We start from the raw sequence: 21,122 nt of genomic DNA on the forward strand, positions 1-21,122 counted from the left end.
CGCACGACGGCGCAGCTCAAGCGGGTACTGGGAAGGACGTGCCATGACTCGATCCTCTCAAATGATCGAGTCCCTACCGAACCCGGAACGGTTCACACTCGCCTCTGGCGCTATCTCGGCGCACCGTGCGTCACAGACCGTACGAACATGAGCCAAGGCTCCGTCGCGACGTGGAGAACGGGACCATTCGCCCGCTTTGAGTCACGTATCAGTGTGCCGGTCGCGGTGTATGCGCACTCCACGCACTCGGTGCCGCTGCCGCCGCTGTAGGAGGACTTGAACCAGGTGGGCTGTGACGGTGCCGTCATCAGGGCTCCTTGCTGATCCGCTCGATGAGGTCTGTGGAGGACTCAAAATCGAGTGCCTGTGCGCTGAGGTACTCGAACGCCAACCTATAACGCTCCAGTTCCTCCGGCTTCTCCATGAACAACCCACCGCCGAGGAGGTCTACGTACACCACATCCAGTTCGGGAGCTTGTCCGCGTAGGAAGGCGAAGCTACCGACGGCGGCTGCGTGAGCGCCTCGCGCGAAAGGAAGAACCTGCACGTTGATGTGCGGGCGTTCAGTCAACGCGAGCAGGTGTTGCAACTGCTTCCGCATGACCTCCGGGCCGCCTACCTGCCGCCGCAACGCTGCCTCGTCGATCACGGCCCAGATGCGCGGCGGCTCCTGGCGGTCCAGCAACTCCTGCCGCTTCATACGAATGTCGACCATGTGTTGGACCTCGCGCTCCTCGCACCGCACTTCCGAGGCGCGGTGGACGGCTTCGGCGTATACGCGGGTTTGGAGCAGTCCGGGGATGTACATGCAGGCGTAGTGATCCTCGCGCACAACCTCGTCTTCGAGGGTGAGCATGAGGTTCATGGACTCGGGGATGGGATCGGCGAGGGAGCGCCACCAGCCTTGGATCTTGGCGCCCTTGGCCAGCTCGACCAATGCAAGGCGTTCCTCGTCTGTCGCTCCGTACTCACGGCACAAGGCGTCGACGGCTGGCCACTTGACTGTGCCTTCCTTGGTTTCGTAGCGGCTGAGGGTTGCTTTCGAGATGCCGACTCGGGCACCCGCTTCCTCTAGCGTCAACCCCTTCAGCTCACGGAGTCGTCGCAGGTCGGCGCCCAATTGGCGCCTTCGGGTGGTGGGTCCAACTGCCATGGATCAAGCCCTTCTTGTCCGTCGAATGATCATTGGCGCCCGCCGGGAAGAACGGCAAGACGGTGTGCGCCGGGGGCGCGTACGGCAGTAACGCGCTCCAGCAAGCCGCTAATGAGAGTTCCATTTTGAGAGTTTCAATGCAACTCTCGGTGTGGGACGTGCTTCATGGAGTAACCATCGTGTCCCAGGCAGGAGTAGAACCGTGGATGAATCCGCCAACATCCCCTTGGCGTCCTGGGGGTTTTCGTTCCTTGCTGAACCAGAGGAGGTCGCAGTCCTACGCGGTCTCGTACGGACCCGGCTGAGTGACTGGGGGCTGCAAGAACTCGGTGACTCAGCCCAACTGTGTGTCAGTGAGCTCGTGTCCAACGTGATCACGCACGTCGGTTGCGGCACCCCCGCCAACCTCACCGTCTCCCTGAGAGACGCCCGCCTCCGCATCGAGCTGCGAGACCCGGACGCCCGTTCCCTTCCCGTGCTCGTAGAGGCGAGTGACGACGCGGAAAGTGGACGAGGCATGGCGCTCATTGACGCCCTGACGGAACGCTGGGGCATCGAACTGCACGACGACAGCAAGGTGACGTGGTGCGAGTTCGTCGCCACCCCGGCCGCACTCGATGGACATGCTGGCGCGCGCATTACGAGAGCCGCCAAGGTTCTCAGCTCCTATGGTGACGGCGAGCTGTTCAGCACCTCCCGGCGCAGTCGGCTGGGTGCGATGGCGGCAGAAGCAGCCGCCATCGATGTCATCGCCGACCTGCTGCACTGGCTCCAGACGCACGGCCATGACACGGATGAAATCCTGGACCGCGCCCAGACACACTTCGAGGCCGAGTTGGAGGCGACCCGCGTCTCCCGCTGACGGTCAGCCCGCCGCTACTGCCTTGGCGTACGACAGCACATCCGCCGGGAGCTCATGTTTCAACTTCCAGGTGATGGCCATCGGTTTGCTGCCCTCATGGCTCTGGTACTCAGCAGGTCCCAGAAGCATCCAAGGCTGAGCGCCGCCTATATCAGTGGTCTTGTAGCGGCGGACGAAGAGCAACACCTGGCTACCCTCGGCGACATGATGTTGATACCTCAACCCGGTCGGGGACGTCTCGGAGGTTTGGTTCTGGGACTCCCAGTGGAACTGCGTCTCACTCAGTGCGAAGTCGTGGTAGCGAGTTTGAGGGGAAAAGTCCTTCTCATCCTTCTCCAAGGTGATGAGGAGCGCATCCGTCGCGATTGACTCGCACCACTTCACGCCCTCGCGAAAGTCACCGGGCATAAAGCCTCCGATGTCCGCCTGGCCGAGTGCAGGAAGAATCTCTTCTCGACTGTAGGAGGCATGCACGGTCAGGGGGATACTCCGGTCACCGGCCACGCCGAGGAGGGGAATCGGTACGTGCTCGGTATGGGCGAGGTTGTAGGCCAGTACCTGGCGTAGCTCGCTACGGAAGGCCTGCTGCTTTCGGAGGGCGGAAAACCCCGCTTCGTAGCTTGCAAAGCCCTTCCTCGTAATGCCGCCCAGCGGCCACAGCTGGAAGAACAGCATGCGGGCGTAAGCCTTCCCTTGTTCATCGAGGTCACTGTAAGAAGCGGCGTCGTCTTCGAGTATGCGTGTGTAGGCGTCCACTCGCAGAGGGTCGTCGACATGCAGGAACGCAGGCACCCGCTTGAGGAGAGTGGCCTCCCCTTCAGGTGCCTCGCGGTCCGTCAGGTCGGAGCGTCGGAGTAGCCCCGTCCAGGAGTTCCCGTTTCCTCGGTACACCTCCTGAATGTCTCGGCCGCTCTCCTCCAGGTAGCGGCCGAGAAGGGGCTCTCCGTAGTCGGCCACTTCACGCGCCAGAGTGGTCACGTTGACGCTGAGCTGGTCCTTGATGTTGGCGATGATGGTGTGCTTCGCCTTCTCCTCCAGCACGATCTCGCAGCCGGAGGGGAGCTTCGGGAAGTCATGCTCGATGTGGTCCAGCAGCCGCTTGCGCGTCAGGTTCGTGAGGGCACGGAACTGGTTCTCGAAACGGAACTCCTTACGGTGCTGGCCGATGAAGTCCAGCACGGTCAGCACGGCTTTGTTGCCGGAACGCCGTAGTCCACGACCGAGCTGCTGAAGGAACACAGTCGCGCTCGACGTCGGACGGAGGAGAAGCAAGGTGTCCACATCCGGGACATCGACGCCTTCGTTGAAGAGGTCGACCGAGAAGACCACCTGAAGTGCTCCTGATCTCAGGTCCGCGAGCGCCTGCCGCCGCTGATCGGCCGGCGTCTCCCCGGAGACCGCGACGGCGTTGAAGCCAGCCGAACGGAAGGCCTCCGCCATGAAGTGCGCATGAGCGACGGAGACGCAAAACCCCAAGGCTCGCATGTGGTGGGGGTCTGCCACCTTTTCCTCGACGGCCTTGACGACGAGGCCAGCGCGGACCTTGTTGCCTGTCAGAACGTTGCTGAGCGCGCTGACGTCATACGCTCCGCGCTTCCACTCCACGTCGCTCAGGTCAGTGGTGTCACTGATGCCGAAGTAGTGGAAGGGGCACAGGAGCTTGTTGTCCAGGGCTTCCCACAGTCGCATCTCGGCGGCGATACGACCGTCGAAGAACTCGTCCTGAATGTTTTTTCCGTCCATGCGCTCCGGCGTGGCAGTCAGGCCCAGCAACTCCATCGGCCGGAAGTGATCAATGATTTTCCGGTAGGTCGGTGAAGTTCCGTGGTGGAACTCATCGATCACGATGACGTCGAAGTGATCGGGTGCGAGACGATCAAGCATCCGTGCGTTGAGTGACTGGACGCTCGCAAACACGTGCGTCCAGCGCTCTGGGATCTCGCCGCTATGCAGGGGCTCCCCGAAGTTCGCATCGAGCAAGATGTCCTGATAGGTCCGCAAGGACTGCTGCAAGATTTCCTTGCGATGAGCGACGAACAGGAGGTGCAAATCGCGCCCACGTCTCTCGCGGAGCTGCCTGTAGTCAAGTGCAGCCATGACGGTCTTGCCCGTGCCGGTCGCCGCTACCAAGAGGTTCTGGTGCCGATCATGGACCTCACGCTCGACGTCAAGGCGCTCAAGCATGTCTCGCTGATAGGGATACGGCCGTACCTCAAGGCCGGACAGTGTGATGACCCTGTCTGCTGACGGCGCACCGCCAGCCACTGCCAGCGCTTCTTGCAGGCGACTGCCATCGGTGTCAGGGTCGTATACCTCGAAGGACGGGTCATTCCAGTACGACTCGAACGTCGCTTCAAACTTCCGCATCACATCGGGCGTGGCTACGGAGGACAAGCGAACGTTCCACTCCAGACCATCGAGGAGAGCGGCCTTCGACAGATTTGAGCTACCGACGTACGCGGTGTCGTAACCGCTGTCCCGTCGGAACAGCCAGGCCTTGGCGTGGAGCCGCGTCGAACGCGTCTCGTAGTTGACCTTGACCTCGGCTCCGAAGTCCTCGACCAAGCGGTCCAACGCCCGCCGCTCAGTGGCGCCAATGTACGTCGTGGTCAAGACCCGTATCGGCACCCCCCGCTCATAAGCCGCACGCAAGGACCGCTCAATGACCCGCAACCCGTGCCACTTGACGAAGGCGCACAGGAGATCCACGCGGTCGGCCGTAGCGAGCTCTGCGCGCAGTTCGAATCCGAGGCTGGGGTCCTCGGGAGAGTTGGTCAGGAGCGCGGTATCTGAGAGCGGGATGCCGGGGCGTACGGCGAAGACTCCTGGCGCCTCCTGCCGCGTGATCGCTAGGAGCTGCTGAGGGCCATCTGCGACGAGGTCCACCCATTCTTGGGCGCCCTTCAGCGTGCCGATGGACTCCAGGATGTGGTTGGCCGCGTGCACGCGCTCCTCAGCAGGCAAGTTCTGCAGAACGCGACGCACGGTGTGTGAGACGTGTCGTGCAAGTACGTGAGGGACCGACTCCGAGCCCACTGCTTCGCTCATTGGATGCCAGCCAAGTTGGGAGAGCTGCTGAAGCTTCTGCTCGAAACGGAGCGTGATCAGTTGCTCATACAGGCCCGCGGCAGGTTGGGACAGATCCTCCAGCTCAGACACACGAACTCCTTTGATCACGCCGGACAACTCGGCTCATGTGTAACAGAGAGCTCTGACAGCCCAGGGTGAGGTTGGCCGACACTGTCCGCTGGACGGTCACAACTCGGCTTCGCTGAGGAGGAGTTCGGTAAAAAACGATCACTCTCGATCCAGTATGGATGGGTGAAAATCGAACGTGTCATCGGACATATAGAGGGCGTGCCCGTCGGCATGGTCTTCCATCGGCGAAAAAATGTGCAGCACGCGAAACTGCACCAGACGAACCAGAAAGGCATCTCTTGGCTGCTCGACAAGGACGGCAGCAAGGTCGGGGATGCGATCGTCCTGCACGGCGGCTATGTGGACGACGAGGACCACTGGGAGTGGATCCGATACACGGGGGCTTCGGAGGGGAAGGACAAGGACGAATCCACCGGAAGGCTCCTCCGCAGCCAGTCGTGGTCCTACCCGGACAATGCTGCGCTCCTGCTCAGCTATGAGCGTGGCCATCCCATCCGCGTGATCCGAGGCTACGAGGGAGATCCGCGGTACTCGCCCTTCGACTCCTACAGATACGACGGCCTGTACGAGATCACGGAGGTGCGCACGGCGCCCTCCAAGTACCCGGCTCCTGATGGTTCGCCGATTGATATCTGCCAGTTTGACCTGAGGCGCTTGCGTGACCAGGAGCAGGTGCAGACGCCGGTCGAACGGCATGTCATCGACGTATTGGAAGAGCTCGACCACGAGCAAGATGAGCAAGGCGACGGACAGCAGGAAGGCGAAGAGCCGCCTGGTGAGCAGTGGGACGTGGAGAAGTTCCCGCGCTCGCGCAGCATGCGAGTGCGCCGCCTGATCAGGGACACGGCTGCCGCACAACGGATCAAGCAACTCTATGACGGGGAGTGTCAGCTGTGTGGCCTGCGTCTGACGGGTCCGGATGGTAGCCCATACAGTCAGGGCGCCCACATACGACCTCTGGGGAAGCCCCATCACGGCCCCGACGTCGAGCCCAACATCCTGTGTCTTTGCCCCAACTGTCATGTGCGACTCGACATTGGCGCGATCACAGTGGATGAAGACTGGTCCGTCATCGTGCGATCAGACCTCGCAGGCGCGAGGCTCCTGCCGAAGCTCACCGTGAAGGACAGCCACCGGGTCCACCCGGAGTACTTTCGCCATCACCGGAGGTACTGGGAGCAGAGCGCTTCCGATCAGGAGCCGTGAGCTACGGGTGCTCGCGCCAGAAGGTGACAGCATGGCAATGAGGTGACGAGTGCGGTAGACACACCCCTCGTGGATCAAGGATTAGCGGCGTTGCTCGGAGCGACAGTCGGTGTGGCGGGCACCGTCCTCGCCTCGGCGATCACAGGGTGGTCGGCGCGGCAGCAGGTGCAGGCCCAGGCGAGGGCCGAGCATGCGCACTGGCGTAGGCAGGTGCGTCGGGACGCTTACAGCGCCTTCCTCGCTCCGGCGACCGAGTGCCGGCACGCTCTGAAGCTGGCCGGTCGTGCGTTCGTGGGCGAGAGGGACACCGAGGAAGTCGATCGCAGGATGCAGCATGCCCAAGGGCAGTTGGCGCTTGCGCAGGCCGCTTGGGCCAATCTCGCCGTCGAGGGGCCGGAGACGGTGGAGCAGGTCGCGCGGAGCGTCTACACCACGCTCAAGTCGATGCAGACGACCCTCCTTGCCCTGCGTGACTCGCCGGCGAACGCCCCGGACGGCAACGTCCGCTTCGTGGAGCGTCACGCCGTCGAAGTGGCCCGGCTCTCGGAGCGGATGGGCGAGTTCACTGCGGCAGCGCGGTCGGCCCTGGACGACATCGGGGATTGAGTCCCCGCGTTGTGGGACCTCGCCGATGAGGGCGCCGACGAGGTCACCCAGGTGAGAAGTGGGAGCGCCGGGGTCGCGCTCCGCGGCTGCTCCCGCGAGACAGCCAACCCGGTCGCGGGAGGCGGGCGCACGGGCCGGGCGGCTGTTCACAGGCCCGATACATCAATCACGACAGGAGAATTCATGCTCACCAGGACGCTGCACATTCCCACCACGGACGGCCGGGCCGACGCCTTCGCCGCCTTCCCCGACGGGGGCGGGCGGCGCCCGGGGGTGCTGATGTACGCGGACGGCTTCGGCATCCGGCCCGTGCTGCGGGAGATGGCCTGCGAACTGGCCGGGCACGGGTACTGCGTACTCGTGCCCAACTTCTTCTACCGGCACGGCCCGGCACCGCTGATCGAACTTCCCGAGCACATCGGAGAAGAGGTCCGGCCCGCGCTCATGGCCGGGCTGCAGCGCCACTGGGACCGCCTGCTCCCCCTCCTCGACCGCACACTGGCCGACAGCTGGGGCTCCGGCTCGGAAACCGATCTTTCACCGCTCAGGGGTGGGACTCGTGGTTGAGGGGGAGGCGGCGGCAGGTCCGGGTGGGCGGGGTGTCGGGGTGGTCCATGGGCGCACGGTGCTCACGGACGCGGCGCCCGCGTGCCGCGGGCGGCCCAGCGGGTGAGCATGGCGGTGGCCTCGGCGCGGTCCGTCGCGGAGAGTGCGGCGATGCTCGTGTGGTGGTTGGCTCCGGGGGCCCACAGGAGGCGGGAGTCGCGGGGGCCGGGGCGGAAGGGTTCGGCGACCGAGGGGTCCCGCGTCCCGTTGACGAACAGCAGGCGGCTGCCGCTGCGGCGGACCCAGCGGTCGATGTCCGGCATCGCGCCGGTGTCGAAGCGCAGGGGGATGTCGCGGGGGACGAAGGTACGCGGCTCGATGGCGTCCGGGTGGCGCAGCAGATCGGCCAGGTGGGCGGTGGGGACGCTGAGGTAACCCAGTTGGGTGCCGAGCTGGTACCAGTACGGGATGTACGCGCGGGCGTTCGTGTCGGCGTAGAGGGCCAGGCCCGTCGTGCGGTCCAGCCAGGTGTACAGCTCGTCGGTGGTGGCGTCCGGGCCGGGTACGGCGGCGAGGTCCGCCGGGCTGCCGCCGTTCTGCCAGAACATGAAGGGAACGCGCAGGACGGCGACCTCGAACGCCTTGTCGGCGCTGCCGACGATGCGGAAGCCGTCCCCGGTGGCGGTCGTCGCGGCCTCGTAGCGGGTGACCAGCTCCGCACGGTGGAGGAGGAGCCGGCGCTGGACCGCTTCGATCGCCTGGCGGTCGGCGGGTGTGCCCACGGTGGCCAGGAAGCGGAGGTAGGCGGAGTCGTCGCGGTCGTCGACGTTGTTCGGGGCCGCGTAGGCCACGGTGCCGTCCACGTCGTGGGGGTGGAAGCGGCGGTGGTACACGCTCGCCATGCCACCCTTGCTGCCGCCGGTGGAGATCCACGCGCCGGGGTAGAGCCGGCGGAAGGCCCGGACGACGCGGTGGTGGTCGTCGGCGGCCTGGCGGACGGTCAGGTGGGAGTAGTCGTGGGGCCGGGGGATCGAGGTGCCGAAGTAACGGTGCTCGACCTGGAGCTGGTTACCGCCCAGGAGGACGGTCGGTTCGGTGCGCCGGGGCGTGGGCGTGGCCTCGTAACCGGTCGTGAACAGGACGGTGGGGCACTCGGCGGAGGTGTGGAGCAGGGTGAGGCGCTGCTCGAACGTACCGGCCGAGGGGTCGGTGTGGTCGACCGGCTGGCGCAGCCCGAGCACGAAGAAGCGGTACCCCGGCTCGGCGCCCGGCCGTTCCTCCACGATCCGCACGCCCGGCAGGGCGTTCAGACGCCGCACCACGGCGTCGTCGGGCGCGGGAGGCGTCCCGGTCACGGCGTGGGCCGGTACGGGTACGGACGCCGTCGCGGCGAGTCCGGCCGTCGAGGCGGCGGAGAGCAGCAGGCGTCGTCTCGTCCAGGTGCGCATCGGGTGTCCTTCTCTCGGCGTTGGTGTCGGCTGCGTCCAGTACAGCCGCCGGGGTGGTGCGGGAGATCCCGTGCGCGGGGGATCCGTCTCCCCCGCGAGGGGGAGACGTCGGACGCGGGTACGGCTACGCCGCGCCGGGTGAGGTGTGCTGACCGCCGGCGGGGCCGCTACGCGGTGTCTGCCGCTGAGCGGTGTCTGACGAACTCGATCCTGGCAGGGGACCGCGGCTCTGCGTGGTGTCAGCGTGCGAACTTCTCGATGGCAGCCGGGGTGACGGGGGTGAAGAAGTTGACGAGGTTGCCGTCGGGGTCGCGGAACAGCAGCGACCGGTTGCCCCAGGGCATCGTGGTGGGCTCGTTGACGAAGTCGGTGACGAAACCGGTCAGGTTCCGGTGAACGCGGTCCACGTCGTCGACGAGGAACTCGGTGATCACGCTGTGGTTGTCCGCCGGGCGGGCGGAGCCCGGGGCGAACAGCGGGACGGTGCGGGTGCCGGCGATCGCGAGGGTGGCGCCCGCGGTCCTGAGTTCGGCGAAGTCCTCGGTGGCCCACGTCGCCCGCACCCCTGTGGCTCGCTCGTAGAACTCGACGAGGCGTGCGACGTCGCTGGTGATGATGCGGATCGAGACGAACTCCATGGGGATCTCCTTGGTTGTGCTGGTGGCGTGCACGTCGCAGGCTAGGAGAAATAGTGGACAGAATCGGTCCTGTATCCGCGTTAGGTTGTGTACATGCCCCGACCCACTGCCCGCGTGCTGACACTCCTGGAGCTGCTGCAGTCGGGCGGCACCCGGACGGTGGCCGAACTGGCCGACCGGCTCGGCGTCGGGGGGCGTACCGTGCGGCGCTATGTGGACCAGCTGATCGACCTGGACGTGCCCGTGGAATCGGTGCGCGGCCGCTACGGCGGGTACCGGCTCGCCCCCGGGTACCGCTTGCCTCCGCTCATGCTCAGCGACGACGAGGCGCTGGCCGTGCTGCTCGGCCTGGTCGCCGGCCGCCGAGCAGGGCTGACGACGGCGCAGCACGCGGCGAACGAGACGGCATCGGCGAAGATCCGGCGGGTGCTGCCCCGGCACATCGCACGCCGGCTCGACACCCTCCTGGAATCCCTCGCCTTCACGGAACCGCCCGGAGAGTTCGACAGCCCGGACGCCGGGGTCCTGCTCACCCTCGCCGACGCGGTGCGCCACCGCCGGCCGGTCTCGATCCGCTACACCGGCCGCGACGGACGGCGCAGTGAACGCACGCTGCACGCGTACGGGATCGTCGCGCACGCGGGCCGGTGGTACGTCACGGGCAGGGACGCCCGGATCGGCGAGGACCGGACCTTCCGGCTCGATCGCATCGCGGACGCGCGGACCCTGCCCGGCTCGTTCGAAGCGCCCGTGGGTCCCGGTCCGGCACAGCGCGTGTTGTCAGGATTCGCCACGGCCGAGTACCGGCATGAGGTGACCTTGCGGATCCACGGGACGGTCGAGCAGATCCGCGCCCACCTGCCCGCCGGCATCGCGAGCCTGGAGGAGCACGAGCCCGCGGCAGGACAGGACCGGGCGACCGAGCGCTGGCTGCGCGTCGAGCTGCGGGCGGAGCGGCTCGACTGGTTGCCTCCGGTACTCGCCTCACTCGACCGGCCGTTCGTCATCGAGCGCCCCGATGAACTGCGCGACCTCGTCACCGCGCTCGCCGATCGCCTCACGTCCCACGCCCGCCGGGCCTGACCGCGAGGAAGCGATGTCATGAGCCGGCGCAGCCGGCGCGCACCCCGGACGCGGGGGTTCCGGCGGACGGGGTTCCGGCGGGGTGACCGGCCGGCGCGGGTGTGGATCCGTCGCTGCCGCGCACTCGGGGCGTACGGGGACCCGTGAACGACGGAGGGAGCCGGCCGTGCGGCAGCATCCGCCCGAGGGCACTGCGGAGATCCTCTTCATCGGCAACGCCACCCTGCTGATCCGCTACGGGGAGCTGACGCTGCTGACCGATCCGAACTTCCTGCACCGCGGGCAGTTTGCCCACCTCGGGTACGGACTCCGCTCACGCCGGCTGACCGAGCCCGCCCTGGACGTGGCGGACCTGCCCCACGCGGACCTGGACGCCGTCGTGCTCTCGCATCTGCACGGCGACCACTTCGACCGGGTGGCCCGGCGCGGGCTGGACCGGGGCCTGCCGTTCGTCACCACCCCGCACGGTGCCCGCCTGCTGAAGGGCCTGTACGGGTTCCGCCGCGCCACCGGGCTGCGTACCTGGCAGAGTCAGGCGCTGCGGCACGGGGACTCCTCCGTGCGGGTCACCTCGCTGCCCGGCCGCCACGCGCCCGGCCCGCTGCGGGCCCTGCTGCCGCCCGTGATGGGCAGCATGCTGGAGTTCGGCGACCGCTCGGGGGAGACCCGGCTGGTCCTCTACCTCTCCGGCGACACCCTGATGTACGACGGACTGCGCGAGATCGCCGCGCGCTACCCGGACATCCACCTGGCCGTCCTGCACCTCGGCGGTACGACCCTGCCCGGCGGCCTGGTGGTCACCATGGACGCCGGGCAGGGCGCCGACCTGCTCGACCTGCTGCGCCCACGACGCGCGCTGCCCGTCCACCACAGCGACTACACGGTCTTCCGATCCCCGCTGGAGGACTTCCTCGCGGAGGCGGGGCGCCGTGGCCACGACGCGCGCCTGGTGCGGTGCGCCCCGGGTGAGCGGGTGACCGTCGGCGACCCGGCGACGGCCTGACCCGCAGGTTTCCGCCCCGGGGAGCCGTCACACGTCCGCGCCGTGGCACTCCCCGTACGCCCGCCCCGAACCGCACCAGCACGCCGCCGGCCGCTCCGGGGGCCACGCCACCGCCCGGCCCCGGGCCGCCAGCGTCGTGGCGTACTGCGGGAGCAGGGCCGGGTCGGTGGGGGAGGTGAGCTCCGAGGCGGCGAAGGCCTCGTACGACGGGACCGTGCCCGTCACGATGCCCAGGTTCGCGGTGCCGGACGCGGCCAGTTCGCGCAGGGCCGCCTCTATCGACGTCAGGTGCTCCCCGTGCGACGGGTACTCCTCCGCGAGCGCCGGGTACGCCGACAGCAGTTCCGCCAGTTCGCCGGCCGGCCAGTGCAGCACCGCCACCGGGAACGGGCGGGACAACGCCTCCCGGTACGCGCCCAGCTCCGCGCGCAGGCGGATGATCTCCGCCTCCAGTTCCACCGGGTTCTCCGAGCCCAGGGACCACACCCGCTTCGGGTCGTGGAGTTCGTCCAGGGTGATCGGGAGGGTGTGGACGGTGTCCGCCAGGGCGTCCCACTCGTCGTGCGCCGCGCCCAGCATCCTGCGCACGCGGTGGCGGCCGAAGAGGAGCGGGTGGGTGGCGCGCGGGGGTTTCCCGACGCCGGTCAGGAGGAGGCGTACCGCCTGCGTGAACGTCTCCTGCGCCTGTTCCAGCTCGTCGTGCGCTTCCAGGGACTCCGCGACGATCACCCAGGGGGCCGCGTCGCGCGGGGCCGCCGTGCGGATGCCGTCGATGATCGCGCGGGCCTCCGCCTCGTGGCCGTACTCCCGGAGGTTGGACGCCTTGAGGGCCCGTACCAGATACGGGTCGTCCAGTTCCAGGGAAGAGGCCAGCAGGCGGTCGTAGAGGGCGGTCGCGGCGGGGCGGTCGCCGGAGAGTTCGCGGTGGGCGGCGGCCCGCAGGAGCAGGGCCTCGGCGTCCTCGGGGTAGAGGTCGGCGATCCGCTCCAGGCGGGCGGCTTCGGCGGTGTGGTCGACGTTTTCGGCAGGCGTGTCGGGGCGCATGGGGGACACCGTACTGCCGACCGGTGACAGAAGGTGAGAGAGCGTCGGGTCCCGCGGGCCGTCCTACGCCCGTTCCCGCAGGCCCACGACCGCCACCGCCGCCACCAGTGCCAGGACCACCGAGACCACCATCGCGATGTCCGTGCCCCGGGCCGGCCCGCCGCTCGACGAGGTCGCGACGGCGATGGTCAGGGCGACGCCGGCGCAGGAGCCGATGTAGCGGAAGGTCTGCTGGGCGCCGGATCCCATCGCGGCCCGGGTCGGCGGGACCGATTCGACGGCGAGCAGGGGGAGCGCCGCGTTGAGCAGGCCGCTGCCGGCCCCGGCGACGATCATGCCCGGGACGAAGCGGGCCGCGGAGCCCGCGCCGACTGCGCCCAGCATCGTCAGGACACCGACCGCGTGGAGGACGAAGGCGATCGCCAGCTGGATCCGGGTGGGGACGCGGCCGGCCAGGCGGCGGGCCTGGAGGGCGACGACGAAGGCGAGGCCCGCCCACAGCAGGGTCAGCCATGCCGTGTCCATCGCGGACATGCCGAGGCTGCGCTGGAGCACCGCCGGCAGGAAGCTGAACAGGCCGATCACGGACAGACCCGTGAACAGGCCGCCGACGGAGGAGGCGAGGAAGCCGGGGCGGCGCAGCAGGGACAGGTCGATCATGGGGGTGGCGGTGCGGCGCTCCACCAGTGCGAACGCGGTCAGGAGCACGACGGCCGCCGCGAGCAGCAGCCACACCGGTGTGCGCAGCCAGCCGTCCCGGCCCAGGGTGAGGGCCGCGACCAGGGAGACGAGGGCCAGGCCGAAGGTGACGGCCCCGGCGAAGTCCGGCCGGCCTCCGCGCGGTGAGCGTGATTCGGTGAGTGCGCGGGTGCCGAGAACGGCGATGACCAGTGCGGCAGCGCCCAGGACGCCGTACACCGCGCGCCAGTCGGGTATCCCCGCGGCGAGCAGCGGGCCCACCGCGATGCCGCCGGTGACGAACGCGCCCCACACGCCTGTCGCCCGCAGCCGGCCGGCCGGTGTCGGGAAGGCGTGCACGATCAGGCCGAGGCTGCTGGCCAGCAGGGCCGCGCTGGCCGCGCCCTGGGCGATGCGGGCCAGGGTGAACAGCCAGGTGGTGGTGGCGAGGGCGCCCAGTGCGGTGGTGATGCCGAGGGCGAGGGTGCCGGAGACGAAGATCCGGCGGCGGCCGTAGTCGTCGGCGAGGCTGCCGGCGACCAGGAGCAGGGCGGCCAGGCCCAGCGGGGTGCCGTTGAGCAGCCAGGCCTGGGCGGACAGCGGGGTGTGCAGGGCGGCCGCGGTGTCGGGGAGCGTGACGATCGGCGCGGTGTACGTCATCAGCGCCACGGCGGTGGCGACGCTGGTCAGGGCGAGGGTGGCGCCGGGGTGTGGGGGCGGGTCCTGGCGGGGGGCGGTGACGTCCGGTCGTACGGCGGTGGGGGCGTCGGTCCGCGCGGTCGCGGGGGAGGAATCGGTGCCGGTCATGTCTGTCAGGGGTCCTCTGCGGGATCGGCTCGCTGTGACGAGGGCTTCCGGGTCGACTGGGTTCGTTCATTGAACCTTCCTGGGCGGCCAACCGTAGCACTCCAAGTTCGGTCATTGAACCAACAGCGGGGAAAGTGGTTACAGTGGACGGCATGACACTGGGCAAGGACTACGCGGCACAGGAGTGCTCGATCGCGAGCGCCCTCGAGGTCATCGGGGAACGCTGGACGCTGCTCGTCATCCGCGACGCGTTCTACGGCGTGCGGCGCTACAACGACTTCCTCGTCCACCTCGGCATCCCGCGCGCGGTCCTCGCCGCCCGCCTCCGGACGCTGACCGCGCAGGGGATCCTGGAGAAGCGCCGGTACCAGGAGTCGCCACCACGGGACGAGTACGTCCTCACCGACCGCGGGACCGCGCTGTGGCCCACTCTGCGGGCGCTCGGGCTGTGGGGGCGCGAGCACATCACGCGGGTCCGGTTGCGGGTCTTCCGGCACGCCGACTGCGGTACCGAACTCGGCCCGTACGGCGAATGTCCGGCCTGCGGAACCATCGTGCCCGTACCGGACGTTGAGGTGTTGCCGGGACCCGGACTCAATCCGGACCCGGCGGATCCGGTCAGCCGGGCACTGCTCAAGCCGAAGCGTCTGCTGCAGCCCGTCGAGATCGATCCGGCATAAGGAAGACAGCGGAAGACGAGCGGGGGAGGGGGCGGGTGATGCGCGGACGGACGGTCCGGCTCGTCGCCGTGCTCCTGCCTGTCGTTCAGGTCGTCCTGCTCCTGCTGCCGGCCGCCGGCGGGCTCTCCGTGGTCGACGTCGCGCTCGCCGCGACCGCCGCCGCCGGTACCGCGCTCACCGTCTGCGCGCTCGTCCTCGCCCGCCGGGTGCCCGCCGTGGCGCCCACCCGGGTGCGTACGGCCCTGCGTGACCGTGACCGGCGCACCGCCTTCCTGCCCCAGCGCGACCCCGACGCCAAGGGGCGCACCAGACCCCGGGCACCGGGGCACGCCCTCCCGGCGACCGCCGCGTAGGGCACTTCTTCCGTACGTTCACGTACGTTCACCACGCCCTGCTGCGGGTCGTCATGCCGCCATCCGTACTCCCGGCACGACGAGACCCCCGGAGGGCTCACCCATGTCCGTCTTCGCCAGCCTGGTCGAGCACCTGGCCGACCTGCTCCAGCCGCTGTTCGGCGTCTCCGCGGCGGCCGCCGCGATCGTCCTGTTCACCGCCCTCGTACGACTCCTCGTCCACCCCTTGTCCCGGGCCGCCGCGCGCGGACAGAAGGCCCGGGCGGCGCTCCAGCCGCGCATCGCCGAGCTGCGCCGCAAACACGGCCGCGACCCCGAGAAGCTGCAGCGGGCCGTACTGGAACTGCACGCGCGGGAGAAGGTGTCGCCGCTCTCCGGATGCCTGCCCAGCCTGCTCCAACTGCCCGCGTTCTTCCTGCTGTACCACCTCTTCTCCAGCGAGACGATCGGCGGACGGGCCAACGAGCTGCTCGGACACCGGCTGTTCGAGGCGCCGCTCGGCGACAGGTGGGCGGACGCGCTCGGGGACGGCGGGGTGTTCGGCGGGCCCGGACTCGTGTACGTCGGACTGTTCGCGGTCGTCACCGTGGTCGCCTGGTTCGGCTACCGGCTGTCCCGGCGGATGATGGCCGCCAACCCCGTGACGGCCGGTGCGGGGGAGCAGGTGCCGGGACTGGGGGCGGTGACCAGGGTGATGCCGTTCATGTCCTTCTTCACGCTCGTCACCGTCGCCGTCATGCCGCTGGCGGCCGCGCTGTACATGGTGACCAGTACGACGTGGAGCGTGGCGGAGCGGGCCGTGCTGTACCGCTGAGCGCGGGCCGAGCCGGGCCGGGTCGGGGTTGCCGTTGGCTGACGGGTGTGGGGGCTGGGTGCGCAGTTCCCCGCGCCCCTGGGAAGTCGGGGTTGCCGTTGGCCGGCAGGTGTGGGGGTACGGGGCTGGGTGTGCGCGGTTCCCCGCGCCCCTGGGGGTCGGGTGCACGGGAGCTTGCGGTCCAGTACGTGAACCGGGTCTTGCGGAGTGGAACGCGGGCTTGGAGGATCGACCAGTCATCCGATGGCTGCGCCTCGCCGCATCCGGGCCGTGTTCATCGGGCGGGCCCGCGATCGAGGGAGACGTGAATCATGAAACTGCTGCGAGTCGGTACGGCGGGACAGGAGCGGCCCGCGCTGCTCGACGACGAGGGAACCCTGCGTGACCTGTCGGGTCTCGTCGCGGACATCGACGGGGCGCTGCTCGCCGACGAGGCCGCGCTCGGCCGGATCAGGGCCGCCGCCGACAGCGGCGAGCTGCTCGCGCTGGACGGGGAGGAGCTCCGGACCGGGCCGCCGGTGGCGCGGATCGGGAAGATCGTCTGCATCGGGCTGAACTACCACGACCACGCCCGCGAGACGGGGGCCGAGCCGCCCGCCGAGCCGGTGATCTTCTTCAAGGCGGCGGACACGGTCGTCGGCCCCGACGACACGGTGCTGGTGCCGCGCGGGTCGGTGAAGACCGACTGGGAGGTCGAACTGGCGGTCGTGATCGGGCGTACGGCGCGGTATCTGGAGTCGGCGGAGGACGGGCTCGCGCATGTCGCCGGGTACGCCGTCGCGCACGACGTCTCCGAGCGGGAGTTCCAGATCGAGCGGGGCGGGACCTGGGACAAGGGGAAGAACTGCGAGACGTTCAACCCGCTGGGGCCGTGGCTGGTGACGGCGGACGAGGTCGGCGATCCGCAGGACCTGTCGCTGCGGCTGTGGGTCAACGGGGAGCTGAAGCAGGACGGGACGACCGCCGAGCAGATCTTCCCGGTGGGTGAGGTCGTGCGGTACGTCAGCCAGTTCATGACGCTCCATCCCGGTGACGTCATCAACACCGGGACGCCGGCGGGGGTGGCTCTGGGGCAGCCGGAGCCGAAGCCGTATCTGCGGGCGGGGGACGTGGTCGAGCTGGAGATCGGGGGGCTGGGGCGGCAGCGGCAGGAGTTCAAGGACGCCTGAGCCCGGGCTCGGGTTTTCGCCCCCGCCGCCCCTTCCCTTCCCGTCCCTGGGGGCTTCGCTCCCAGACCCCCGCGCGCCCACGCGGCGGAGCCGCATACCGGCACAGCCCCGCGCCCCTGTGGTGCTACGAGCGGGTCAGGAAGTGCTCCAGGGCCTCCACCACCATCTGGTGGTCCTGGAGCTGGGGAAGGCCCGAGACCGTCACCGCGCCGATGACGCCCACGCCCTCCACCGTGATGGGGAAGGAGCCGCCGTGGGCCGCGTAGGTGTCGGGGTCCAGGCGGGAGGACGCCTCGAACGTCGTGCCCTTGGCGCGGTGGCGGGCGCCCACCAGGTAGGAGGCGGAGCCGTAGCGCTCCACCACCCGGCGCTTGCGGGCGATCCAGACGTCGTTGTCGGGGGTGGAGCCGGGCAGGGCGGCGTGGAAGAGCTGCTGGCCCGCGCGGTGGATGTCGACGGCGACGGGGGCCTGGCGCTCGCGCGCCATCTCCACCAGCAGGGAGCCGAGCGCCCACGCGTCGTCGTACGTGAACCGGGGGAGGACCAGGCGGCGTTCCTGCGCCTCCAGCTCCTCCACGCCCGGGGTGAGTTCCGGGGTCTGCTTCGGGGTGGTCACAGCGTCACCGTCACCTTCTCCAGGGCCGACCGGCGGGCGGCCTCCAGTACGTCCAGGGCGGCGGCCGCCTCCCGCGCGGTCACCGGGTTGGGAGCGCCCGCCAGCAGGGCCTTCGCCACGGCCGCGTAGTAGGCGGGGTAGTCGCCGGGGAGGGTCGGCACGGGCTGTCCGCCGCCCGTCACCGGGGACTCCCCGGCGCCGATACGGCCCCACAGCTCCTCGGGTTCCGTGCCCCAGCCGGCGCCGGTCGCGCCGGGGCGCAGGCCGTCGCGCAGGGCGGCCTCCTGGGGGTCGAGGCCGTGCTTGACGTAGCCGGCCTTCGAGCCCAGGACGCGGAAGCGCGGGCCGAGCTGGGCGGTGGTCGCCGAGGCGTAGAGGTGGGAGCGGACGCCGTTCGCGTGCGTCAGCGCGATGAACGTGTCGTCGTCGGTCCGCGCACCGTCGCGCCGGATGTCCGCCTCGGCGTAGACGGCGGTCACCGGGCCGAAGAGGACCAGCGCCTGGTCGACGACGTGGCTGCCGAGGTCGTAGAGCAGACCTCCGATCTCTGCGGGGTCGCCGGACTCCCGCCAGCCGCCCTTGAGCTGCGGACGCCAGCGCTCGAAGCGGGACTCGAAGCGGTGCACGGCGCCGAGTTCGCCCTCGTCGATCAGCTTGCGCAGGGTGAGGAAGTCGTTGTCCCAGCGACGGTTCTGGAAGACGGACAGGAGCAGGCCGCGCTCCTCGGCCAGCGCCGCCAGCTCGCGCGCCTCGGCCGCCGTGCCGGAGAGCGGCTTGTCGACGACGACCGGCAGACCGGCCTTCAGGGCGGCCGTGGCGAGCGGGACGTGCGTCCTGTTCGGGGACGCGATGACGATCAGGTCCAGTTCGCCGGCGCGGGCGAACAGCTCGTCCGGGGTCGCGGCGACGCGTACGTCCGGGAACCCGTCGCGGGCCTGTTGCTGCCGCTCGGGGTTCGAGGTGACCACCGTGTCGAGCGCGAGGCCCTCGGTCGCGGCGATCAGCGGGGCGTGGAACACGGAGCCCGCGAGGCCGTAGCCGACGAGGCCGACGCGGAGGGGAGTGCCAGTCATGGCTCTACTTTCGCAACGCTGTTGCCAAAGTGCAAGCAGAGGAGAGAATGGCCGGGTGAACAGGACGAACGACGGTATCGGCGGGGCGCACGCGACCCCCCTGGGGGTGAACCTGCTCGCCCTGCGCAGCCACAACACCGCGCTCGTGCTCGACCTGCTGCGGACCGCGGGAGCGGAGGGGATCAGCCGGCTGGAACTCGCCGAGCGGACCGGCCTCACCCCACAGGCGGTCAGCAAGATCACCGCCCGGCTGCGGGCGGACGGGCTCGCGGCCGAGGCGGGGCGCCGGGCGTCCACGGGCGGCAAGCCGCGCACGGTGCTGCGGCTGGTCCCGGAGGCGGGGCACGCGGTGGGCGTCCACCTGGACCGGGACGAGGTGCGGGCGGTACTGGTCGACCTCGACGGGACGGTGGTGGACCGGCGAAGGGCCACGCTGGACCTGGGCGCGGGGGCGGAGGCGGTACTGGCACGGGTGGCCGGGACGGTCGAGGCGCTGCGGACGCCGGGGACGGCCGGGGCGAACCGGTCCCCGCTCGGCGCCGGGGTCGCCCTTCCCGGACCGCTCGACCACGAGAAGGGCGTACTGCACCGGGTCACCGGCTTCCCCGAGTGGGACGGCTTCCCGCTCCGGGACGCGCTGGCCCGGCGGCTCGGCGTACCGGTGGTCGTCGACAAGGACACCAACGCGGCGGCGCTGGGACTGGCGGTCGGCGGCGAGGGCGGTTCCTTCGCCTATCTGCACCTCGGTACGGGGCTGGGGGCCGGGCTGGTGATCGGCGGCAGCGTGTACCGGGGCCCGCGGACCGGGGCGGGGGAGTTCGGGCACCAGGTGGTGCAGCTGGACGGGCCGCGGTGCGGGTGCGGTGACCGGGGGTGTGTGGAGGCGCTGTGCCTCGGGGCCGTGGCGCGGGGGGAGACGGACGAGGCGGCGCGGGTACTGGGGGCCGGCGCGGCGAATCTGGTGGGGCTGCTGGACATCGACCGTGTCCTGCTCGGGGGGCGGACGGTCGAGGGGAGTCCGGAGGCGTTCGTACGGGGTGTACGGGCCGTACTGGACGCGCGGTCACGACGCACGGGGGACGCGGCGGTACCGGTACGGGTCGCCTCCGGCGGGGTTGCCGAGGGCGCGGCCCAACTGGTGCTGGCGCCGGTGTTCGGGCGGGGGGACGGGTAGGGCCGGCCGGGAACGCCGGGCGGGGTGCGCGGCCCGGCGCTCACGGGGTGCCTCCCCCGGAGGGGGAGGCACGACTGCCCGCGGGGACGCCGCCCGCGGTGCTGCGGGCCGAGCCGTATCCGGCGTTCCCCCAAGATCCGGATCTGTTTAGGCTGGGACGCACGCAGGACCGCGCACGGCAGGAGATCCCGCACATGGCAGACCGCAAGCCGATCGAATCGTGGCTCACCGACATGGACGGGGTGCTGATCCACGAGGGCGTACCGATCCCCGGCGCCGACGCCTTCATCAAGAAGCTGCGCGAGTCCGGGAAGCCCTTCCTGGTCCTCACCAACAACTCGATCTACACCGGGCGCGACCTGCACGCCCGGCTGCGCCGCATGGGCCTGGAAGTCCCGATCGAGAACATCTGGACCTCCGCCCTCGCCACCGCCAAGTTCCTGGACGACCAGCGCCCCAGCGGCTCGGCGTACGTCATCGGCGAGGCCGGACTGACCACCGCGCTGCACGACATCGGCTACATCCTCACCGACCACGAGCCCGACTACGTGGTTCTGGGAGAAACGCGAACGTACTCCTTCGAGGCGATGACGAAGGCGGTCCGCCTCATCAACGACGGCGCCCGTTTCATCTGCACCAACCCCGACGAGACCGGCCCCTCCGCCGAGGGCCCGCTCCCGGCGACCGGCGCGGTGGCCGCGCTCATCACCAAGGCGACCGGCAAGCAGCCCTACTTCGCGGGCAAGCCGAACCCGCTGATGATGCGCACCGGGCTCAACACCATCGGGGCCCACTCCGAGAGCAGCGCGATGATCGGCGACCGGATGGACACCGACGTCCTGGCCGGCATCGAGGCCGGGATGCAGACGTTCCTGGTGCTCACCGGGCTGACCCGGACCGAGCAGGTGGAGAACTGGCCGTACCGGCCGTCCAAGGTCGTGGACTCCATCGCGGACCTCGTCGACCTGATCTGACGCCGTTCACCCGTACGGGGTAGTCGTCGTGCTCAC

20 protein-coding genes and 1 pseudogene are annotated in these 21,122 nt (G+C 69.6%); 12 read left to right on the top strand and 9 right to left on the bottom strand.

Features of this window, described 5'->3' with window-relative positions; translation table 11 throughout:
• Window positions 1-110 precede the first annotated feature (110 nt).
• Both ACH4VX_RS19510 and ACH4VX_RS19515 read right to left on the bottom strand, forming a co-directional pair.
• Window positions 111-308, bottom strand: coding sequence for a DUF397 domain-containing protein (locus ACH4VX_RS19510; protein WP_398368647.1), 198 nt, complete (start codon window positions 306-308; stop codon window positions 111-113).
• Window positions 308-1,153: a helix-turn-helix domain-containing protein gene (locus ACH4VX_RS19515; RefSeq protein WP_398368648.1), complete on the bottom strand. Its 846-nt coding sequence runs from the start codon at window positions 1,151-1,153 to the stop codon at window positions 308-310. Before ACH4VX_RS19515 ends, ACH4VX_RS19510 begins: the two co-directional genes overlap by 1 nt.
• Window positions 1,154-1,355: 202 nt before the next feature.
• On the opposite strand from ACH4VX_RS19515, the gene ACH4VX_RS19520 reads away from it, so the two are divergent.
• Window positions 1,356-2,015, top strand: a complete 660-nt coding sequence (locus ACH4VX_RS19520; RefSeq protein WP_398368649.1) for an ATP-binding protein — start codon at window positions 1,356-1,358, stop codon at window positions 2,013-2,015.
• 3 nt (window positions 2,016-2,018) lie between these two features.
• Here ACH4VX_RS19520 and ACH4VX_RS19525 read toward each other — a convergent pair whose 3' ends face one another.
• Window positions 2,019-5,174, bottom strand: coding sequence for a DUF3427 domain-containing protein (locus ACH4VX_RS19525; RefSeq protein WP_398368650.1), 3,156 nt, complete (start codon window positions 5,172-5,174; stop codon window positions 2,019-2,021).
• A gap of 162 nt (window positions 5,175-5,336) precedes the next feature.
• Between ACH4VX_RS19525 and ACH4VX_RS19530 the strand changes: the two genes are divergently transcribed.
• The 3 genes and pseudogenes from ACH4VX_RS19530 to ACH4VX_RS19540 all read left to right on the top strand — a co-directional run.
• The gene (locus tag ACH4VX_RS19530) at window positions 5,337-6,380 is read left to right on the top strand and encodes a YDG/SRA domain-containing protein (protein WP_398368651.1); all 1,044 of its coding nucleotides are present in this window, start codon (window positions 5,337-5,339) and stop codon (window positions 6,378-6,380) included.
• A 111-nt stretch (window positions 6,381-6,491) separates the two neighbouring features.
• Window positions 6,492-6,986, top strand: coding sequence for a hypothetical protein (locus tag ACH4VX_RS19535; RefSeq protein ID WP_398368652.1), 495 nt, complete (start codon window positions 6,492-6,494; stop codon window positions 6,984-6,986).
• Window positions 6,987-7,169: 183 nt separating this feature from the next.
• Window positions 7,170-7,493 (top strand): annotated as a pseudogene (locus ACH4VX_RS19540) (dienelactone hydrolase family protein); the annotation flags it as partial.
• A gap of 122 nt (window positions 7,494-7,615) precedes the next feature.
• On the opposite strand, the gene ACH4VX_RS19545 reads toward ACH4VX_RS19540, so the two are convergent.
• Window positions 7,616-8,980, bottom strand: coding sequence for a S28 family serine protease (locus tag ACH4VX_RS19545; protein ID WP_398368653.1), 1,365 nt, complete (start codon window positions 8,978-8,980; stop codon window positions 7,616-7,618).
• 239 nt (window positions 8,981-9,219) lie between these two features.
• Window positions 9,220-9,618, bottom strand: coding sequence for a VOC family protein (locus tag ACH4VX_RS19550; protein ID WP_398368654.1), 399 nt, complete (start codon window positions 9,616-9,618; stop codon window positions 9,220-9,222).
• A gap of 93 nt (window positions 9,619-9,711) precedes the next feature.
• On the opposite strand from ACH4VX_RS19550, the gene ACH4VX_RS19555 reads away from it, so the two are divergent.
• Window positions 9,712-10,701: a helix-turn-helix transcriptional regulator gene (locus tag ACH4VX_RS19555; RefSeq protein WP_398368655.1), complete on the top strand. Its 990-nt coding sequence runs from the start codon at window positions 9,712-9,714 to the stop codon at window positions 10,699-10,701.
• A gap of 166 nt (window positions 10,702-10,867) precedes the next feature.
• Window positions 10,868-11,704, top strand: a complete 837-nt coding sequence (locus ACH4VX_RS19560) for an MBL fold metallo-hydrolase (RefSeq protein WP_398368656.1) — start codon at window positions 10,868-10,870, stop codon at window positions 11,702-11,704.
• Between the two features lie 27 nt (window positions 11,705-11,731).
• Here ACH4VX_RS19560 and ACH4VX_RS19565 read toward each other — a convergent pair whose 3' ends face one another.
• Complete coding sequence (locus ACH4VX_RS19565) at window positions 11,732-12,748, bottom strand: SEC-C domain-containing protein (RefSeq protein WP_398368657.1); 1,017 nt, start codon at window positions 12,746-12,748, stop codon at window positions 11,732-11,734.
• Window positions 12,749-12,811: 63 nt separating this feature from the next.
• Window positions 12,812-14,233, bottom strand: a complete 1,422-nt coding sequence (locus ACH4VX_RS19570; RefSeq protein ID WP_398368658.1) for an MFS transporter — start codon at window positions 14,231-14,233, stop codon at window positions 12,812-12,814.
• Between the two features lie 152 nt (window positions 14,234-14,385).
• Here ACH4VX_RS19570 and ACH4VX_RS19575 point away from each other — a divergent pair, with 152 nt between their 5' ends.
• The 4 genes from ACH4VX_RS19575 to ACH4VX_RS19590 all read left to right on the top strand — a co-directional run bounded on the left by ACH4VX_RS19575 (window position 14,386) and on the right by ACH4VX_RS19590 (window position 17,249).
• Complete coding sequence (locus tag ACH4VX_RS19575; protein WP_398368659.1) at window positions 14,386-14,913, top strand: winged helix-turn-helix transcriptional regulator; 528 nt, start codon at window positions 14,386-14,388, stop codon at window positions 14,911-14,913.
• Window positions 14,914-14,951: 38 nt separating this feature from the next.
• Window positions 14,952-15,266: a DUF6412 domain-containing protein gene (locus ACH4VX_RS19580; protein ID WP_398368660.1), complete on the top strand. Its 315-nt coding sequence runs from the start codon at window positions 14,952-14,954 to the stop codon at window positions 15,264-15,266.
• 103 nt (window positions 15,267-15,369) lie between these two features.
• Window positions 15,370-16,080: a YidC/Oxa1 family membrane protein insertase gene (locus tag ACH4VX_RS19585; RefSeq protein ID WP_398368661.1), complete on the top strand. Its 711-nt coding sequence runs from the start codon at window positions 15,370-15,372 to the stop codon at window positions 16,078-16,080.
• Window positions 16,081-16,391: 311 nt separating this feature from the next.
• Window positions 16,392-17,249, top strand: coding sequence for a fumarylacetoacetate hydrolase family protein (locus ACH4VX_RS19590; RefSeq protein ID WP_398368662.1), 858 nt, complete (start codon window positions 16,392-16,394; stop codon window positions 17,247-17,249).
• Window positions 17,250-17,373: 124 nt separating this feature from the next.
• Here ACH4VX_RS19590 and ACH4VX_RS19595 read toward each other — a convergent pair whose 3' ends face one another.
• Both ACH4VX_RS19595 and ACH4VX_RS19600 read right to left on the bottom strand, forming a co-directional pair.
• Window positions 17,374-17,865, bottom strand: coding sequence for a heme-degrading domain-containing protein (locus tag ACH4VX_RS19595; protein ID WP_398368663.1), 492 nt, complete (start codon window positions 17,863-17,865; stop codon window positions 17,374-17,376).
• Window positions 17,862-18,938: a Gfo/Idh/MocA family oxidoreductase gene (locus ACH4VX_RS19600; protein ID WP_398368664.1), complete on the bottom strand. Its 1,077-nt coding sequence runs from the start codon at window positions 18,936-18,938 to the stop codon at window positions 17,862-17,864. Before ACH4VX_RS19600 ends, ACH4VX_RS19595 begins: the two co-directional genes overlap by 4 nt.
• A 100-nt stretch (window positions 18,939-19,038) precedes the next feature.
• Here ACH4VX_RS19600 and ACH4VX_RS19605 point away from each other — a divergent pair, with 100 nt between their 5' ends.
• Both ACH4VX_RS19605 and ACH4VX_RS19610 read left to right on the top strand, forming a co-directional pair.
• A complete protein-coding gene (locus tag ACH4VX_RS19605) occupies window positions 19,039-20,112 on the top strand; it encodes an ROK family protein (RefSeq protein WP_398368889.1) in 1,074 nt (357 codons plus the stop codon).
• Between the two features lie 194 nt (window positions 20,113-20,306).
• Window positions 20,307-21,086: an HAD-IIA family hydrolase gene (locus ACH4VX_RS19610; protein ID WP_398368665.1), complete on the top strand. Its 780-nt coding sequence runs from the start codon at window positions 20,307-20,309 to the stop codon at window positions 21,084-21,086.
• Window positions 21,087-21,122 lie beyond the last annotated feature (36 nt).

It is taken from the genome of Streptomyces sp. NPDC020731 (genome assembly GCF_044334705.1).
Taxonomy (GTDB): domain Bacteria; phylum Actinomycetota; class Actinomycetes; order Streptomycetales; family Streptomycetaceae; genus Streptomyces.

Bases quoted from the DNA above. Each gene is read 5' to 3' on its own strand.
- ACH4VX_RS19550 (WP_398368654.1), bottom strand. From the start codon at position 9,618: ATGGAGTTCGTCTCGATCCGCATCATCACCAGCGACGTCGCACGCCTC.
- ACH4VX_RS19545 (WP_398368653.1), bottom strand. From the start codon at position 8,980: ATGCGCACCTGGACGAGACGACGCCTGCTGCTCTCCGCCGCCTCGACG.
- ACH4VX_RS19570 (WP_398368658.1), bottom strand. From the start codon at position 14,233: ATGACCGGCACCGATTCCTCCCCCGCGACCGCGCGGACCGACGCCCCC.
- ACH4VX_RS19555 (WP_398368655.1), top strand. From the start codon at position 9,712: ATGCCCCGACCCACTGCCCGCGTGCTGACACTCCTGGAGCTGCTGCAG.
- ACH4VX_RS19590 (WP_398368662.1), top strand. From the start codon at position 16,392: ATGAAACTGCTGCGAGTCGGTACGGCGGGACAGGAGCGGCCCGCGCTG.
- ACH4VX_RS19610 (WP_398368665.1), top strand. From the start codon at position 20,307: ATGGCAGACCGCAAGCCGATCGAATCGTGGCTCACCGACATGGACGGG.
- ACH4VX_RS19580 (WP_398368660.1), top strand. From the start codon at position 14,952: ATGCGCGGACGGACGGTCCGGCTCGTCGCCGTGCTCCTGCCTGTCGTT.
- ACH4VX_RS19510 (WP_398368647.1), bottom strand. From the start codon at position 308: ATGACGGCACCGTCACAGCCCACCTGGTTCAAGTCCTCCTACAGCGGC.
- ACH4VX_RS19515 (WP_398368648.1), bottom strand. From the start codon at position 1,153: ATGGCAGTTGGACCCACCACCCGAAGGCGCCAATTGGGCGCCGACCTG.
- ACH4VX_RS19600 (WP_398368664.1), bottom strand. From the start codon at position 18,938: ATGACTGGCACTCCCCTCCGCGTCGGCCTCGTCGGCTACGGCCTCGCG.
- ACH4VX_RS19575 (WP_398368659.1), top strand. From the start codon at position 14,386: ATGACACTGGGCAAGGACTACGCGGCACAGGAGTGCTCGATCGCGAGC.
- ACH4VX_RS19585 (WP_398368661.1), top strand. From the start codon at position 15,370: ATGTCCGTCTTCGCCAGCCTGGTCGAGCACCTGGCCGACCTGCTCCAG.
- ACH4VX_RS19565 (WP_398368657.1), bottom strand. From the start codon at position 12,748: ATGCGCCCCGACACGCCTGCCGAAAACGTCGACCACACCGCCGAAGCC.